Source organism: Streptomyces afghaniensis (assembly GCF_044327915.1).
Classification (GTDB): domain Bacteria; phylum Actinomycetota; class Actinomycetes; order Streptomycetales; family Streptomycetaceae; genus Streptomyces; species Streptomyces afghaniensis.
This window is the reverse complement of the sequence record NZ_JBIRGJ010000008.1, coordinates 378,790-392,921: the sequence shown is the minus strand read 5'-3', so window position 1 is coordinate 392,921 and position 14,132 is coordinate 378,790. Positions and strand designations below refer to the sequence as shown.

The window sequence follows — 14,132 nt, the reverse complement described above, 5'->3', positions numbered from 1 at the left end:
CCTGGGACGCCCAGCACCCCGCCCCCGGCACACCGGGCCAGGGCGCGCTGCCCCCTGAGGGCACCCAGCCCCCGAACCCGTACGCCGGCTCCTACGGCGCCCCCGCGGGCGGAGCCCCGCTGCCTCCGGAGGGCCCGGGCGGACAGCAGCCGCAGCAGTCCGACGCGTACGGGCCACCCACCGGAGGCGCGCCCTCCGGCACGTACGGACCCGCCGGCGCGGGTGGTTCGCACCCGCAGGGCGCGGACGCGTACAACTCCCCTGCCGGGCCGGCGGGCCCGCAGGGGCCCGGCGGATACGGCCCCGGCCCCGCCGGTCAGCAGCCCCAGCGGTCCGACGCGTACGGGACCGGGTCGGCCGGGGGCCAGCTGCCCCAGCAGTCCGACGTCTACGGGACCGGATCCGCCGGTGGGCAGCAGCCGCAGCGGTCCGACGCCTACGGGTCTGCCGCCGGGGGCGCCCTGCCTCCGGCCTCCGGCGCGTACGGGCCTGCCGGGGGTCAGCAGCCGCAGCGGTCCGACGCGTACGGGACCGGGTCGGCTGGCGGTCAGCTGCCCCAGCAGTCGGACGCCTACGGGACCGGATCCGCCGGTGGGCAGCAGCCTCAGCGGTCCGACGCCTACGGGGCTGCCACCGGGGGCGCCCTGCCTCCGGCCTCCGGTGCGTACGGGCCTGCCGGGGGTCAGCAGGCGCAGCAGTCCGACGCGTACGGGACGGGGCCTGCCGGTGGGCAGCTGCCCCGGCAGACCGACGCGTACGGGTCCGCCGCCGGTGGCCCGCAGGCGCCGGGCTCCGGCGGACACGGCCCCGCTGCCGGGCGCGCCCCCCTGCCCCCGGCCGCCGACGAGGGGGCGACCCAGTATCTGCCGCCGGTCGCGGCCACCCCGGCCGACGAAGGGACGACACAGTACATACCCCCGGTGGGCCCCGGTGCGCTGCCGCCCGAGATGCCCGCCGAGCAGGACTCCGAGGCGACGCGGTTCCTGGGGACCGGGCCGTTGCCGCCCGCCTCGAACCCGGACGCCGAGGCGACGCAGTACATCGCGCCGGTGCCCGGCGGGGGCCAGCAGCCGCCCGCCGGGTTCGAGAACCTCTTCCGCAGCGAGCCCGGCGCCGAGAGCCCGGCCGGGGCCACCCAGCAGCTGCCCCGCTTCGAGCAGCCCCAGTCCCACCCCCAGCCCTCCTACGCCCCGCCCGGCGGCGGCCAGTCCGACGGCCGGTCCGGCCGCGGGGGCCGTACCGGCTCGCGCGTGCCGGTCATCGCGGCCGTCGGCATCGGCATCGCCGTCCTCGGCGTCGGGGCCGGCGCGCTGCTCGCCGGCGGCGGAGGCGGTGACGACGGCGGCGACAACAACAAGACCGTGGCCGCCTCTGCGCCCGCAGGGGACGGTTCCGCCTCGCCGTCCGCCGACCCGGCCCGCGCGCAGGCGGTCGAGCTGGACAAGCTGCTCGCCGACAGCGGCAACAGCCGCAGCACCGTGATCAACGCGGTGGCCGACGTCAAGGGCTGCGACAACCTCGCCCAGGCCGCCAAGGACCTGCGCGACGCGGCCAAGCAGCGCAACCAGCTGGTCACCCGGCTCTCCGGCATCACCGTCGACAAGCTGCCCGACCACGCCGCGCTGACCACCGCCCTCACCAAGGCATGGCAGGCCTCCGCCTCGGCCGACGACCACTACGCGGCCTGGGCGGACCAGACCGCGGGCAAGAAGGGCTGCAGGAAGGGCCAGGCCCGTGTCACCGGCCAGACGCAGGCCGGCAACCGGGCCAGCGGTGTCGCGAGCGCCGAGAAGACCAAGGCGGCCCAGCTGTGGAACGGCATCGCGAAGAAGTACGGCCTGACCGAGCGCGGGCCGACGCAGCTGTGAGGTGCTCGGGTCCGGGCGTGAACCGCCGGGCCCGGGCTCAGTAGTTCACGTCGGCGTTCTGAAGGGTCTTCGTCGTGTCGACGAAGCCCTTCCGCGCCGACACCAGCCGTCCCTTCCGCACCACCTGAAGGGTCACGTTCGCATTGACCAGGCGCGGGAAGCCGACGGCGGCGAGCTTGTCCTGGAACTGCCAGTGCAGCGTCGGCGTGAGCCCGCCCGTGCTGACCCTGAGGCCGTCGTCGAGGGCCTCCGTGACCGTGTCGGCGGACACCTCGCCGTCACCGAGCGACTCGACGATCTTGTGGAACACGGTGTAGGCGATCCAGGTGGTCTGCACTCCGGCGTCCGCGGCGTCGATGCGGTTGTCGTCGAAGGCCTCCTCCTTGATCACCCGCTTCATCGCGTCCCAGCGGGGATCGCTCGCCACCGGGTACCAGCCGGTGATGTACGAGCCCTCGTACGGCCCCGACGCCCCGCCGGTCGCGTCGATCACCGTCTGGTCGACGCTGCCGAGCACGGTGGCCGTCCGTACGTCGGGATAGTCCTCGCGGGCCCGGCGGAAGGAGTCCATGAAGGTGCCGTTGCGGTCGCCGAGCGCGGGCACCACACACCCCCGGTCCGCCGGGTCGGTGGTCGTCGTCTCCAGGGCCCGCTCGGCCTGGCCGTCGTACTCGGTGGCGTCCTCCGCCGCCCGCTGGTCCCGCGCGGGCTCGTGCCCGCCCGCCTTCAGGCCGGAGTCGAGCAGCGGGGGCAGCTGGTCACCCGTGATGGTGTCGGGCCGGATCAGCGCGACGGGCCCGCAGTCGCCGGCGAGCGCGTTGCCGAGCCCGGCGAGCAGCGCGGGCTGGCCGCCGTTGACGGGGTAGGACAGCGGGCTGGTGAACTCGGCGTTGGTGATGCCGTAGCCGCCGATGTACGGGATGCCGGCGCCCTCCAGGGACGGGAAGTAGGAGTCGGCGTACTGGCTGTAGGATCCTATGACCGCGACGACGTTCTCCTTGGCGGCCCGCCGGGCGCACTTGGCGGCGGCCACGCTGTCGTTGTGGTCGTTGCAGGTCAGCACGTTGAGCTTGCGGCCGTTGATCCCGCCGTTGCCGTTGACCCAGCGGGCGTAGGCGCGGGCGAAGGCGGGCATGCCGGGCTTGTTGGTGGCCTTGGTGTCCTGCGGCGCCCAGGTCATGACGGTGATCGGGCCGTCCCCGGCATCCCCCGTGGTGCCGGGGACGACCCCGCAGCCGGCGAGGAGCGACGCGCACGCGACCGCCGTGCCCGCGGAGAGGACGCCGGTTCTGGCGTGACGGGTGAGGAGGCCGGGGAGGAATGTGCTGCGGTTGCGTCGCCTGCCGGTCATGGCTCTGCACGATTCCGCCACACGGCTAACCCGGGAGTGATCTCCGGTCAACGATCGGTGACGCACAGGTGAATTGCAGGGGTCGGTGTGACCGATGTGAAGGGGAACGTACGATCGATGACCGTGCAAGCTTCGGAGAACTCTTCCCGTCGTGGCCGTCGCTCATCCACCATGGGCGGCATGCCTGTCAATGACATGCCGTGGTGGCGCTGGCGCAGCAACGTGCGCTCGGCGCTGCACATGCTCTCCGATCCCGGGTTCCAGCGGGACGTCTGGCTGGCCGGCGTGGACGGCTACGGCGACGTGACCGACGCGGTGTACCGGCTGGTCGAGGACACCTGGCTGGACCACTGGTCCGCCGAGAAGTACGTCGGCACGATCTTCCGTGACTCGCAGGAGGCGGCTCTCGTCGACACGGCCGTGCTGCGGGTGCTGCGGATCATGCACCAGGTCGGGCCGGACGCGCCGGTCGCCGCGTACCTGGAGCACCAGGCGTGGCCGGAGGCGGTCCGGGCGGCCCGGGACGCGCACGTCCGGCTGGCCACCAGCGACGGCGACGAGCCGGACGCGCCGCCGCGCAGCCTGGAGGTGCTGCGGATCATGACGAGGTCCGCGTAGCGGGACGATTGCCGGTGGTCTGGTTCCTTGTGGGAACCTGTCCTGCATGAACGAGCAGTCCACCAGCGCCGCGGCCCCGGCCGACCAGTACGTCCTCACCCTCTCCTGTCCGGACAGGAAGGGCATCGTGCACGCCGTGTCGAGCTATCTGTTCATGACCGGCTGCAACATCGAGGACAGCCAGCAGTTCGGCGACCACGACACGGGACTGTTCTTCATGCGGGTCCACTTCTCGGCCGAGGCGCCGGTGAGCCTGGACAAGCTGCGGGCCAGCTTCGCGGCGATCGGTGACTCCTTCCAGATGGACTGGCAGATCAACCGGGCCGACGAGAAGATGCGCATCCTGCTGATGGTCAGCAGGTTCGGGCACTGCCTGAACGATCTGCTGTTCCGGGCGCGGACCGGGGCGTTGCCGGTGGACATCGCCGGTGTGGTGTCCAACCACACGGACTTTGAGGAGCTGGTGGGCTCCTACAACATCCCCTTCCACCACATCCCGGTGACGAAGGACACGAAGCCGGAGGCAGAGGCCCGGCTGCTCGGCATCGTGCGGGAGGAGGGTGTCGAGCTGGTCGTTCTCGCGCGGTACATGCAGGTGCTGTCGGACGACCTGTGCAAGGCGCTCGCCGGGGGGATCATCAACATCCACCACTCGTTCCTGCCGAGCTTCAAGGGCGCGAAGCCGTATCACCAGGCGCACGCCCGGGGTGTGAAGCTGATCGGGGCGACCGCTCACTATGTGACGGCTGATCTCGACGAGGGGCCGATCATCGAGCAGGAGGTCGAGCGGGTGGGGCACGACGTGACGCCGGAGGGGCTCGTCGCGATCGGGCGGGACGTGGAGTGCCAGGCGCTGGCCCGGGCCGTGAAGTGGCATGCCGAGCGGAGGATCCTGCTCAACGGGCGGCGGACTGTGATCTTCGCCTAGGAGCTCGGGGCGTTCCCCCCCCCCGCGGCCGGGTTCTACATCCTGCTCAGTGACGCCGCCGCGAACAGGACATCCCTGATCGCCTGTCTGTCTCCCACCTGGCCCGCCGCCGCCTCCTGCGGGGGTACGTGGCCCGCTGCCAGGCGGCAGAACTCGACGCCGTCCAGGGCCACGTGGGCCACCTCGTGTTCGGCGGAGCCCTTCGCGGCGGGGGAGTCCAGGGGGATCAGCCACTCGCCGCCGCCCGAGCCCTCGATCTCCAGGCGGAGGCTGCGGCCCGGTTCGCCCGCCGCCACGAGATGGCGGTGGTGGGCGGGTGCGGCCAGGCCGCCCCGGCGGCGTTCGGCCAGGGCGTCGGGCAGCATGCGGGCGGCCAGGTCGATCATCCGGTGCAGATGGCGTGGGGAGGGCGGGTCGTACGGGTAGTCGACCGCGTCCGCGATGTCCTCCGCGTGCACCCAGCACTCGAAGGCCCGGTCGAGCATCGCGTCGTGCAGGGGCAGCGCGAAGTCGCCGTACGGCACCGGCAGCCCGCCGACGCCGCTGCCCGTGAAGGACACCGTGCGGACGAGGTTGTGGCTCTGCTCCCGCCAGGGCGCCCGCACGGCACGGGTGGGCGGGAAGTGGGAGGCGCTCCAGTACGCCTCGGTGCGGGCGGCCGGGGTCGGCTGCCGGGACCTGACGTCGCCCAGCGGGTCGTCGAGGCCCAGCGCGACCGCGACCAGGCCGTCCACGCTGAGCAGGTGCGCGATGACGCCGGCGACGGTGGTACGGCGGCTCGTGGCCTCGTCGCCCCGGAACCAGCGCAGCCGTACCGGCGCGTGCCACTCGGCGTCGCCGAAGTCCTGGAGCAGGGCGTCCAGGCGCGCGGTCTCGGTGTCGTACGCGGCGGCCCAGTCCGGTACCGGGATGCGCGGCGGGCGGCGTTCCAGGCAGGACTCCAGGACCCGGGTGCGCAGGCCCGGGTCCAGGTCGAGGCTGTCGGGGCGCTGCAGCAGCTCGACCGCCTCGCGCAGCCGCCGGGCCTCGTCGGCACACGCCCCGCACTCGCCGAGGTGCTCCTCGACGGCCGTGGCCTCCTCCGCCGAGCACGCGGCCAGCGCCCAGGCCCCGAGCAGGGCCTTCAGCACGGGATGCTCGAACACGGGGCGTACGGGCGGCGGCTCCGTCGCGTCACCGGGCTCCTCCACTGCGGGCAACGGCAGCCCGCTGTCCTCGACGGAGGCCCGCGGCACGGGGATCCGCGGCGGGCGCCCCGGTTCCTCGTCGTCGTAGGCCTCGAACCGGTCCGGCCCGTTCACACCGCACCCCCGTATCCGGGCGGAGCGCCGGGTGCCTCGGATTCGTGGGCGGTGGACAGCAGTTGCAGGCCCAGACGCAGGCGGCGGCGGGCCTCGTCCTCAGTGATGCCGAGGTCGGTGGCGGTCTGGCGGTAGTCGCGGCGCTGGAAGTAGGCCCGCTCCAGGGCCGAGCGCAACGGGACCGGCATGGACTGGACGATGTAGTCGGCGCGGGCGGCGACCGAGGCCCGGCGCACCTTGTGCTCCAGTTCCTCCTGGGTGCCGGAGCCCTCGCGGGCGAGCGCGGCGGTCTCGGTGGCGCGCAGGCGCTGCACGGCCAGGCGGTGGGTCAGCGTGGCGACCCAGGTGCGCAGCGGGCCCTGTCTGGGGTCGTAGGTGTCCGGATGCTCCCAGACGTGGACGAAGACCTCGCGTGTGATGCCGTCGGCGGCGCGCTCGTCGCCGAGTACGCGGTGGGCGAGGCCGTGCACGAGGGAGGCGAACCGGTCGTAGAGCTCACCGAGGGCGGCGGCCTCCCCGCGGGCGAGCCGCTGCTGCATCTTGCGGTCCCAGCGAGGCGGTACGTCCTTTTTCGCCATACGGCCCCCTCACCCCCTGCTCGTGTCCCGCGCCCGTGCTCTGTCCAGCCTGTGTCCGACGTCTCCCCGAATGTAGTCGGCACGTCCGGTAGCGCACGCCCCTTTGTGGCAATGTGCGCCCCCTGACCGGCCGCAGGTGGTAGGGGACCGCCTGTGCTCGCGACGGGTGTTGTCGGGTCGCGCCTACCCAGCCACCCTCTGATCAGACCCGACTGAAGAGGATCGAACAGGATCGAAGTCGACTAAAACAAGCCTCATCTCCGGGGGATCCGTTTTTCGGGTTGTGTTTCAGGGAACGGCCGCTGGGCAGCCGCGCTGCAAGGAAGCGTAGGGACTGCTTCCGTTTTGGCGATCGAAGGGCGTGGTGGTGACCTTCAAAGTGACCGGCGGCGAGCAGGGCGAATGGGCCGTGCTCCAGGTGTCGGGCGAGCTGGATCTGGTGACGTCGCCGGTGCTGCGTCAGCGTGTGCACGACGCGGTGGCCGAGGGGCACCACTGTCTTGTCCTCGACCTGTCCGAGGTGTTCTTCTGCGATTCCAGCGGTGTCGGCGTGCTCATCGCGGCCCGCCGGCTGATCCGCTCCTGCCAGGGCCGGCTTCGGCTGGTGCTGCCCGCCCGGGGCGCGGCCGACGGGTCCCATGTCAACAGGGTCCTCGGCGCGCTGGGTGTTCGCAGGCTGTTCGACGTGTACGGCGATGTGGACGCGGCCCTGGGCGACGAGGGCGAACCCCTGTCCGCGTGAGCGGCCGGTGACGCACGGTAGGACGAGTGTTGCCGTTCCGACACGCTGTTGTCCCGGAATTCCCCCGGTCTTGGCACAAGCGACGTTTTCCCGCGCCCGAACGGCCTCCTCCGTCGTACGCTCCGAGCGAGAAGCACCCCACCCGACGTAAGGCGGCCCGAGAGAGACATGGTCAGCAGCGAGTACGAGCGCAGGATCGCCGCCCGGTTCGCCACCTTCGACCAGGACGGCAACGGCTACATCGACCGCGAGGACTTCTACGGCGCGGCCAAGGCGCTGCTCACGGAGTTCGCCGTGGCGGCCCGGTCCGACAAGGGGCAGGCGCTGTACATCGGCGCCGAGGCGTTCTGGCAGGGGATGGCCGGGATAGCGGACCGCGACGGCGACCAGCGCATCACACGCGAGGAGTTCGTCAACGGCGCGGTCAAGCGGCTGCGCGACAACCCCGACCGGTTCGCCGAGATCGCCCGTCCCTTCCTGCACGCGGCCCTGGACGTCGCCGACACCGACGGTGACGGCGCGGCGACGGTCGAGGAGGCCGCCCGCGTCCTGAAGTGCCTCGGCGCCCCCGAGGAGATCGCCGGCCCGGCCGCCGCCACGCTCGACGCGGACGGTGACGGCAAGGTCGGCGAGGCCGAGGTCGTCCCCGCCTTCGCCCGCTACTTCACCGTCCCGGAGTAGCAGCACCGGGCCTCACGTGCCCGAATAGCGCTCGCGCAGCTTGTACTTCAGCACCTTCCGCAGGGTCTCGCCCCGCGGAAGGGCGTCCACGACCTCCAGCCGCTCCGGCAGCTTGTGCACGGACACTCCCTCGGCGCGCAGGAAGGCGGTCGCGGCCGCGAGCGTCAGGGCCTCGGCCCCCGGGGGCTGTTCCACCACCGCGCACACCAGCTCCCCGCGCGTCGCGTCCGGCAGCCCGATCACCGCCACGTCCCCGACCGCCGGATGCCGGTGCAGCAGGTCCTCGATCTCCCGGGCCGAGATGTTCTCGCCCTTGCGGATGATCACGTCCTTCAGCCGGCCGGTGAGGACGAGGTGCCCGGTCTCCGTCAGCCGTCCGAGGTCGCCCGTGCGCAGGAACCCGTCCTCGTCGAAGGCCTCGGCCGTCTGCCCCGGGTCCAGATATCCCCGGCACACCGCCTCCCCGCGCAACCGCACCTCCCCCTCCACGATCCGTATCTCCATCCCCTCCGGCGGCCGCCCCTCGGTCGTGGCCAGGAGCTCGGGGGTGTCGTCCGGCGACCCCATGGTGATCATCGGCACCTCGGTCATGCCGTAGCCGTGGGTGAGTTGCACCCCCATCTCGCGTACGACGGCGTGGTACAGCTCCGGCGGCTTGGGCGCCCCGCCCCCCGCCAGCAGCCGCAGTGAGGGGACGAGCGGAACCCCCGGCTGCTTCCGCTGCTCCGCCAGGAGCATCGAGTAGAACGCCGTCGACCCGCCCGCCATCGTCACCCCGTGCGTGCGGTACGCCTCCAGCGCGTCCGGCAGTACGAACTGCTCGAACAGCACCGCCGGGAAGCCGTACAGCAGCAGCATCACCGTGTAGTCGGGCCCGCCTATGTGGGCGTACGGGAAGGCGATCGACCCCACGTCGTCCGCCGAGGGGCGCAGCGCGTGCGCGAGGCAGGAGCCGCCGGCGAGCAGGGAACGGTCCGTGTGCAGCACGCCCTTGGGGGCGGAGGTCGTGCCGGACGTCCAGTAGATCCAGCGGACCGCGGTGCCGTCGGAGGGCGGGGGAGGCAGCACGGACGGATCGCCCTCGGGCAGGTCGTCGTACGCCTCGAAGACGCCCCTCGCGCCGAGCCGCCGGGCCATCTCCGTGTGGTCGAAGCCCCGCCATTCGCCCGGCACCGCGAAGAACTCCGCCTTCGACTCGCGCAGCGCGAAGCCGGCCTCGCGGTACCGGTAGAAGGGGATCACCGGGGTCTGCACGGCGCCGAGGCGGGCCAGCGCGAAGGAGAGCAGGGCCGTCTCGATACGGGTGGGCAGCTGCCAGGCGACCACCGTGCCGGGGCGTACACCCATGCCGTAGAGGCCGGCCGCGACCCGCTCGGCGCGCGTACGCAGGGCGCCGAAGGTGAGCACGCGGTCGTCCTGGAGGAACAGCGGGCGGTCGGGGGTGAGGGCGGCGCGGCGGGCGACCAGCTCCCACAGGGTGCGGGACGAACTCAGGGCGTGCGGGATCTCGTTCACGGCTGCCCCCTGGCTCCTTGGCTGACGGGTCGTCAGGTGGGATGCTATCTGACGCTGCATCAGATAAGTACCGTCCGGCGGAGGGGACCCATGGCCACCGAACTGCCCCGCATCATCAGCGTCGACGACCACGTGATCGAGCCCGCCCACCTCTTCGACACCTGGCTGCCGGCCAAGTACCGCGACCGCGGACCCAGGGCGCTGACCGCCGGGATCGGTGAACTCGCCTACGTCGGCGGCAAGTACCGGATCACCATGGACCCGGACGGCCCGCCCACCGACTGGTGGATCTACGAGGACCTGAAGTTCCCGTACAAGCGCAACATCGCCGCCGTCGGCTTCGACCGCGACGAGATGACCCTGGAGGGCATCACCCGCCAGGAGATGCGGCCCGGCTGCTGGGACCCCAAGGAGCGGCTGAAGGACATGGACCTCAACCATGTCGAGGCCAGCCTCTGCTTTCCGAGCTTCCCGAGGTTCTGCGGCCAGACCTTCGCCGAGGCGCACGACAAGGAGGTCGCCCTGGCCTGCGTGCGCGCCTACAACGACTGGATGGTTCACGAGTGGTGCGGGGACAGCGGCGGACGGCTCATCCCGCTGTGCCTGATCCCGCTGTGGGACGTCGGGCTGGCGGTCGCCGAGATCCGCCGCAACGCCGCGCGCGGGGTGAAGGCCGTCACCTTCTCCGAGATCCCCACCCACCTCGGGCTGCCGTCCATCCACTCCGGCTACTGGGACCCGTTCTTCGCCGTCTGCCAGGAGACCGGGACGGTCGTCAACATGCACATCGGGTCCTCGTCCCAGATGCCGGCCGCCTCCCCGGACGCCCCGCCCGCCGTCCAGGCCTCGCTCAGCTTCAACAACGCGATGGCCTCGATGATGGACTTCCTCTTCAGCGGGGTGCTGGTGAGGTTCCCGCAGCTCAAACTCGCCTACTCCGAGGGCCAGATGGGCTGGGTCCCGTACGCCCTGGAGCGCGCCGACGACGTCTGGGAGGAGCACCGCGCCTGGGGCGGCGTCCGCGACACGATCCCCGAGCCGCCCTCGACGTACTACTACCGGCAGATCTTCTGCTGCTTCTTCCGCGACAAGCACGGAGTGGCGTCGATCGACGTCGTCGGCCGCGACAACGCCACCTTCGAGACCGACTACCCGCACGTCGACTCGACCTTCCCGCACACCAAGGAGGTCGCCCTCGACCATGTGCAGGGCCTCGACGACGAGACGGTCTACAAGCTGATGCGGGGCAACGCCATCCGGATGCTGGACCTGGACCTCGACCGCTGATGGACCTGTCGGACACGCCCGAGGAGGAGGAGTTCCGGGCCCGGCTGCGGGAATGGCTCGCGAAGACGCTCCCCGGACTCCCGCCCGAGCCGTCCCCCGACCACTGGCCCGGGCGGCGGGCGTACGACCTCGGCTGGCAGCGCAGGCTCCACGACGCCGGATACGCCGGCGTCCACTGGGACGCCTCCCCGGCCACCCGGCTGATCTTCCTGGAGGAGACCGAGCAGGCGGGCGCGCCCTATGTGGGCGCCAACTTCGTGGGGCTGCTGCACGCCGGGCCGACGATCGCCGCCGAGGGCACGGACGAGCAGCGGGCGCGCTGGCTGCCGCCGATCCTGCGCGGCGAGGAGGTCTGGTGCCAGGGCTTCAGCGAACCGGACGCCGGCTCCGACCTCGCGGCCCTGCGCACGCGCGCGTGGCGCGACGGCGACGCCTACGTGGTGACCGGCTCCAAGATCTGGACCTCCCACGCGGAAGTCGCCGACTGGTGCGAGCTGTTGGTCCGCACCGACCCGGAGGCGCCCAAGCACCGGGGCATCACCTGGCTGGCCATGCCCATGGGCACCCCCGGCATCACCGTACGGCCCCTGCGCACGCTCGCCGGGCCGGCCGAGTTCGCCGAGGTCTTCCTCGACGAGGTGCGGGTGCCGGTGGCGAACCGGGTCGGGGACGAGAACGACGGCTGGCGCGTGACCATGGTGACGCTGTCCTTCGAACGCGGCACGGCCTTCGCCGGCGAGGTCGTCGCCTGCCGCCGCGTCCTGGGCGAACTGGCGGTCGAGGCCCGCGAGAACGGCCGCTGGGACGACCCGGTGCTGCGGCGCCGGCTGGGCAGGCTCAACGCCGAGTTCCGGGCGCTGTGGCGGCTGACGCAGTGGAACGTGAGCGCGGCTCAGGCGTCCGGCGGAGTGCCGGGCGTCGGAGGCTCGGTCTTCAAGCTGCGGTACTCGCACGCCCGCCAGGAGCTCTACGACGCCGCCGCCGAGGTGCTGGGCGCCGACTGCCTCGACCTGGACCGCCCCTGGACGCGGGACCGGCTCTCCTCCCTGTCGTACACCATCGCGGCCGGCACCTCGCAGATCCAGCACAGCATCATCGCCGAGCGGATCCTCGGCCTGCCGAAGGGACGGTGACCGTGCGCTTCCGGCTGACGGACGACCAGCGGGCGTTGCGGGACGGCATGCGGCAGCTGCTGGCCCGGCACTTCGACGGGGCGGCACTGCGGGCCGCCGCCGAGGGGCCCGCGCGGCTCGACCGGGAGCTGTGGCGGGCCCTCGGCGACGCCGGGTTCTTCGCACTGCGGCTGCCTGAGGCGGAGGGCGGGGTGGGACTCGGGCTGCCGGAGGCGGTGTTGGTGTTCGAGGAGGCGGGGCGGGTGCTGCTGCCGGGGCCGTTGGCCGCCACCCATCTCGCCGCCGGTGCGGTGCCGGGAGCCGCCACCGGGGAGACGGTCGTCGCGGCCGTGGACGGCGGGCTCGTGGAGTGGCCGGCCCAGGCCGACGTCGTGCGCGGTGACACCACCGGTGCCGTACCGATGCGCTCCCTCGACCCGCTGACGCCCCTGCATCGCGTGCCCGGCGGCTCGGCGGCGCGACCGGATCCCGTGGCCGTGCTCCTCACCGCCGCCGAGCAGCTGGGCACGGCCGCCCGCGTCTGCGAACTGGCGGTGCAACACGCCCGGGCGCGCGAACAGTTCGGACGGCCCGTCGGGAGCTTCCAGGCGGTGGCACATCTGTGCGCCGGGATGCTGGTCCGGTCGGAGACGGCCCGCGCGGCGGTGTACGCGGCGGCCGTCACCGCCGACCCGGTCGACATCGCCGCCGCCCGGCTGCTCGCCGACGAAGCCGCCGTGCGCGGCGCCCGCGACTGTCTCCAGGTGCACGGCGGCATGGGCTTCACCTGGGAGTCCGAGGTCCATCTCCATCTGAAACGCGCATGGGTTCGAACCCAGCGTGCGGGTGGAGTCACGGAGAGTGAGGAGGCTCTCGCGGCCGCTCTGGCGGCCGGAGCGGCCTGACGGGCCGCCTGGCTGCGGTGTCACCGAAGATGCCCGCGGAGATGTCGCGGATCGTGGCATCACGTGATCACGGAGCGTTGATACCGGCTTGTGTCCTCGGAGTGACTCGTCACGGCCCGGAGTCGGCTGCGGGCTCCGGTACCTTGTGTGAGATGCGAGTGGTTCTGAGCGCGGTACGGCCCCGTGGCGCCGCCTGTTCGACTCCCCGCAGCGAGCGTCGCACAGTATGCCGCACGGGTACTCCTTCGCGCTGGAATATGCCCGAAGCGCTTGTTGGGGTGACTGTACGTCAACCATGCTGTCCCACAAGGGATTCACGTTCCGTGATCCTTGTCCCGGCCGTTGTTCTGGCCATGCAGAAAATGGCTACGATCGTGGCCCTCGTGAGGCGCGAGCCTAAGTGTCCGCCGGTTCGGATGGTGTGAGCGGTGCAGGTGCTTCAAGTGCAGCTGGAGATCCGGCCCGACCCCGCAGAGGTGGGGCGGGCCCGGCGGTGGGCCCGCTCCCGCCTGGCCGGGTCGGGCATACAGGCCGACGAGCCGCTCGCCGAGACACTGATCCTGCTCGTCTCCGAGCTGGTCACCAACGCCGTGGTGCACACCGGCCGGCCCGCCGTACTGCGGCTGTCCCTGCCGCCCGCGGTGACGGAGGAGGTCACCGTCCGGCTGGAGGTCGCCGACCGCAGCGGCCGGGCCCCCGTGCCCCGGTGTGCGGACGACGACGCTACCGGCGGCCGGGGCCTCGCCCTCGTCGACGGTCTCGCCGACCGCTGGGGCTGGAGCGTCGAGAGCACCGGCAAGCGCATCTGGTGCGAACTGGACCGGTGTTCGAAGTCCCCCGAGGTCACGTCGGGGTGCGGGGGCGGCGCGGTGGCGTACGGCGGCGGGGCCGCCGTGGAGGGGCTGGCGTACGAGGCGGTGTAGGGCCAGGGCCCTTCGGGTTGCCCTGTTCCGTGACCGCCGACCGCGTGGTGGACGAGGTGTGGTGTACGGCGGCACATGCCGCGCGGTGTTGCGGCGGGGCCGGGGCACGGTCGCACGGCGGGTCCGCCGTTTTCGTCATGGCATGCGGCGATGCGCCGGGATGTGCTTCCGTGCGCGCCCATGGTAAAGGCCGCAAAAGCAACAAATCACCGGACGGGTGTTGACGGGTGGTGACCGTTTGCTCACGCTTGTGGGCAGCGATTCGCCGTGAGGGGACGGCGAGGGCCTGCGACGGGGCCCTCGGCGAGTGTGAGTCGTGATTC

13 protein-coding genes are annotated in these 14,132 nt (G+C 72.3%); 9 read left to right on the top strand and 4 right to left on the bottom strand.

What is annotated here, in order from left to right; translation table 11 throughout:
• The first annotated feature begins 368 nt into the window (after positions 1-368).
• The gene (locus tag ACH4G3_RS30655) at positions 369-1,868 is read left to right on the top strand and encodes a hypothetical protein (protein WP_397627775.1); all 1,500 of its coding nucleotides are present in this window, start codon (positions 369-371) and stop codon (positions 1,866-1,868) included.
• A gap of 37 nt (positions 1,869-1,905) precedes the next feature.
• Here ACH4G3_RS30655 and ACH4G3_RS30650 read toward each other — a convergent pair whose 3' ends face one another.
• On the bottom strand, positions 1,906-3,219 hold the full coding sequence (locus ACH4G3_RS30650; protein ID WP_397627557.1) for an ABC transporter substrate-binding protein: 1,314 nt from the start codon (positions 3,217-3,219) through the stop codon (positions 1,906-1,908).
• Positions 3,220-3,336: 117 nt separating this feature from the next.
• On the opposite strand from ACH4G3_RS30650, the gene ACH4G3_RS30645 reads away from it, so the two are divergent.
• Positions 3,337-3,837, top strand: a complete 501-nt coding sequence (locus ACH4G3_RS30645; protein WP_397627556.1) for an SCO4402 family protein — start codon at positions 3,337-3,339, stop codon at positions 3,835-3,837.
• Between the two features lie 46 nt (positions 3,838-3,883).
• Complete coding sequence (gene purU / locus ACH4G3_RS30640) at positions 3,884-4,765, top strand: formyltetrahydrofolate deformylase (RefSeq protein ID WP_397627555.1); 882 nt, start codon at positions 3,884-3,886, stop codon at positions 4,763-4,765.
• A 35-nt stretch (positions 4,766-4,800) separates the two neighbouring features.
• Here purU and ACH4G3_RS30635 read toward each other — a convergent pair whose 3' ends face one another.
• Together ACH4G3_RS30635 and ACH4G3_RS30630 are read right to left on the bottom strand one after the other, a co-directional pair.
• A complete protein-coding gene (locus ACH4G3_RS30635) occupies positions 4,801-6,081 on the bottom strand; it encodes a maleylpyruvate isomerase N-terminal domain-containing protein (protein ID WP_449657608.1) in 1,281 nt (426 codons plus the stop codon).
• Positions 6,063-6,644, bottom strand: a complete 582-nt coding sequence (locus ACH4G3_RS30630; protein WP_397627553.1) for a sigma-70 family RNA polymerase sigma factor — start codon at positions 6,642-6,644, stop codon at positions 6,063-6,065. Before ACH4G3_RS30630 ends, ACH4G3_RS30635 begins: the two co-directional genes overlap by 19 nt.
• A gap of 361 nt (positions 6,645-7,005) precedes the next feature.
• Here ACH4G3_RS30630 and ACH4G3_RS30625 point away from each other — a divergent pair, with 361 nt between their 5' ends.
• On the top strand, positions 7,006-7,386 hold the full coding sequence (locus ACH4G3_RS30625; protein WP_020272191.1) for an STAS domain-containing protein: 381 nt from the start codon (positions 7,006-7,008) through the stop codon (positions 7,384-7,386).
• Between the two features lie 168 nt (positions 7,387-7,554).
• Positions 7,555-8,067 carry an EF-hand domain-containing protein gene (locus ACH4G3_RS30620; RefSeq protein WP_397627552.1) on the top strand — a complete coding sequence of 171 codons (513 nt, stop codon included), beginning with the start codon at positions 7,555-7,557 and terminating at the stop codon, positions 8,065-8,067.
• Positions 8,068-8,079: 12 nt separating this feature from the next.
• Here the strand turns inward: ACH4G3_RS30620 and ACH4G3_RS30615 are convergent, their stop codons facing one another.
• On the bottom strand, positions 8,080-9,582 hold the full coding sequence (locus ACH4G3_RS30615; RefSeq protein WP_397627551.1) for a class I adenylate-forming enzyme family protein: 1,503 nt from the start codon (positions 9,580-9,582) through the stop codon (positions 8,080-8,082).
• Between the two features lie 90 nt (positions 9,583-9,672).
• On the opposite strand from ACH4G3_RS30615, the gene ACH4G3_RS30610 reads away from it, so the two are divergent.
• The 4 genes from ACH4G3_RS30610 to ACH4G3_RS30595 all read left to right on the top strand — a co-directional run bounded on the left by ACH4G3_RS30610 (position 9,673) and on the right by ACH4G3_RS30595 (position 13,809).
• Entirely contained in the window at positions 9,673-10,869 is a 1,197-nt protein-coding gene (locus tag ACH4G3_RS30610) for an amidohydrolase family protein (protein WP_397627550.1), read from the top strand.
• Positions 10,869-12,002 (top strand): acyl-CoA dehydrogenase family protein, encoded by a 1,134-nt coding sequence (locus tag ACH4G3_RS30605; RefSeq protein ID WP_397627549.1) that lies wholly within the window; start codon positions 10,869-10,871, stop codon positions 12,000-12,002. Before ACH4G3_RS30610 ends, ACH4G3_RS30605 begins: the two co-directional genes overlap by 1 nt.
• Positions 12,003-12,004: 2 nt before the next feature.
• Complete coding sequence (locus tag ACH4G3_RS30600) at positions 12,005-12,886, top strand: acyl-CoA dehydrogenase family protein (RefSeq protein ID WP_397627774.1); 882 nt, start codon at positions 12,005-12,007, stop codon at positions 12,884-12,886.
• Between the two features lie 443 nt (positions 12,887-13,329).
• The gene (locus tag ACH4G3_RS30595; RefSeq protein ID WP_397627773.1) at positions 13,330-13,809 is read left to right on the top strand and encodes an ATP-binding protein; all 480 of its coding nucleotides are present in this window, start codon (positions 13,330-13,332) and stop codon (positions 13,807-13,809) included.
• Positions 13,810-14,132: the final 323 nt, after the last annotated feature.

Coding starts and splice junctions, on each gene's coding strand:
- purU (WP_397627555.1), top strand. CDS start 3,884: ATGAACGAGCAGTCCACCAGCGCCGCGGCCCCGGCCGACCAGTACGTC.
- ACH4G3_RS30620 (WP_397627552.1), top strand. CDS start 7,555: ATGGTCAGCAGCGAGTACGAGCGCAGGATCGCCGCCCGGTTCGCCACC.
- ACH4G3_RS30605 (WP_397627549.1), top strand. CDS start 10,869: ATGGACCTGTCGGACACGCCCGAGGAGGAGGAGTTCCGGGCCCGGCTG.
- ACH4G3_RS30610 (WP_397627550.1), top strand. CDS start 9,673: ATGGCCACCGAACTGCCCCGCATCATCAGCGTCGACGACCACGTGATC.
- ACH4G3_RS30630 (WP_397627553.1), bottom strand. CDS start 6,644: ATGGCGAAAAAGGACGTACCGCCTCGCTGGGACCGCAAGATGCAGCAG.
- ACH4G3_RS30645 (WP_397627556.1), top strand. CDS start 3,337: ATGACCGTGCAAGCTTCGGAGAACTCTTCCCGTCGTGGCCGTCGCTCA.
- ACH4G3_RS30650 (WP_397627557.1), bottom strand. CDS start 3,219: ATGACCGGCAGGCGACGCAACCGCAGCACATTCCTCCCCGGCCTCCTC.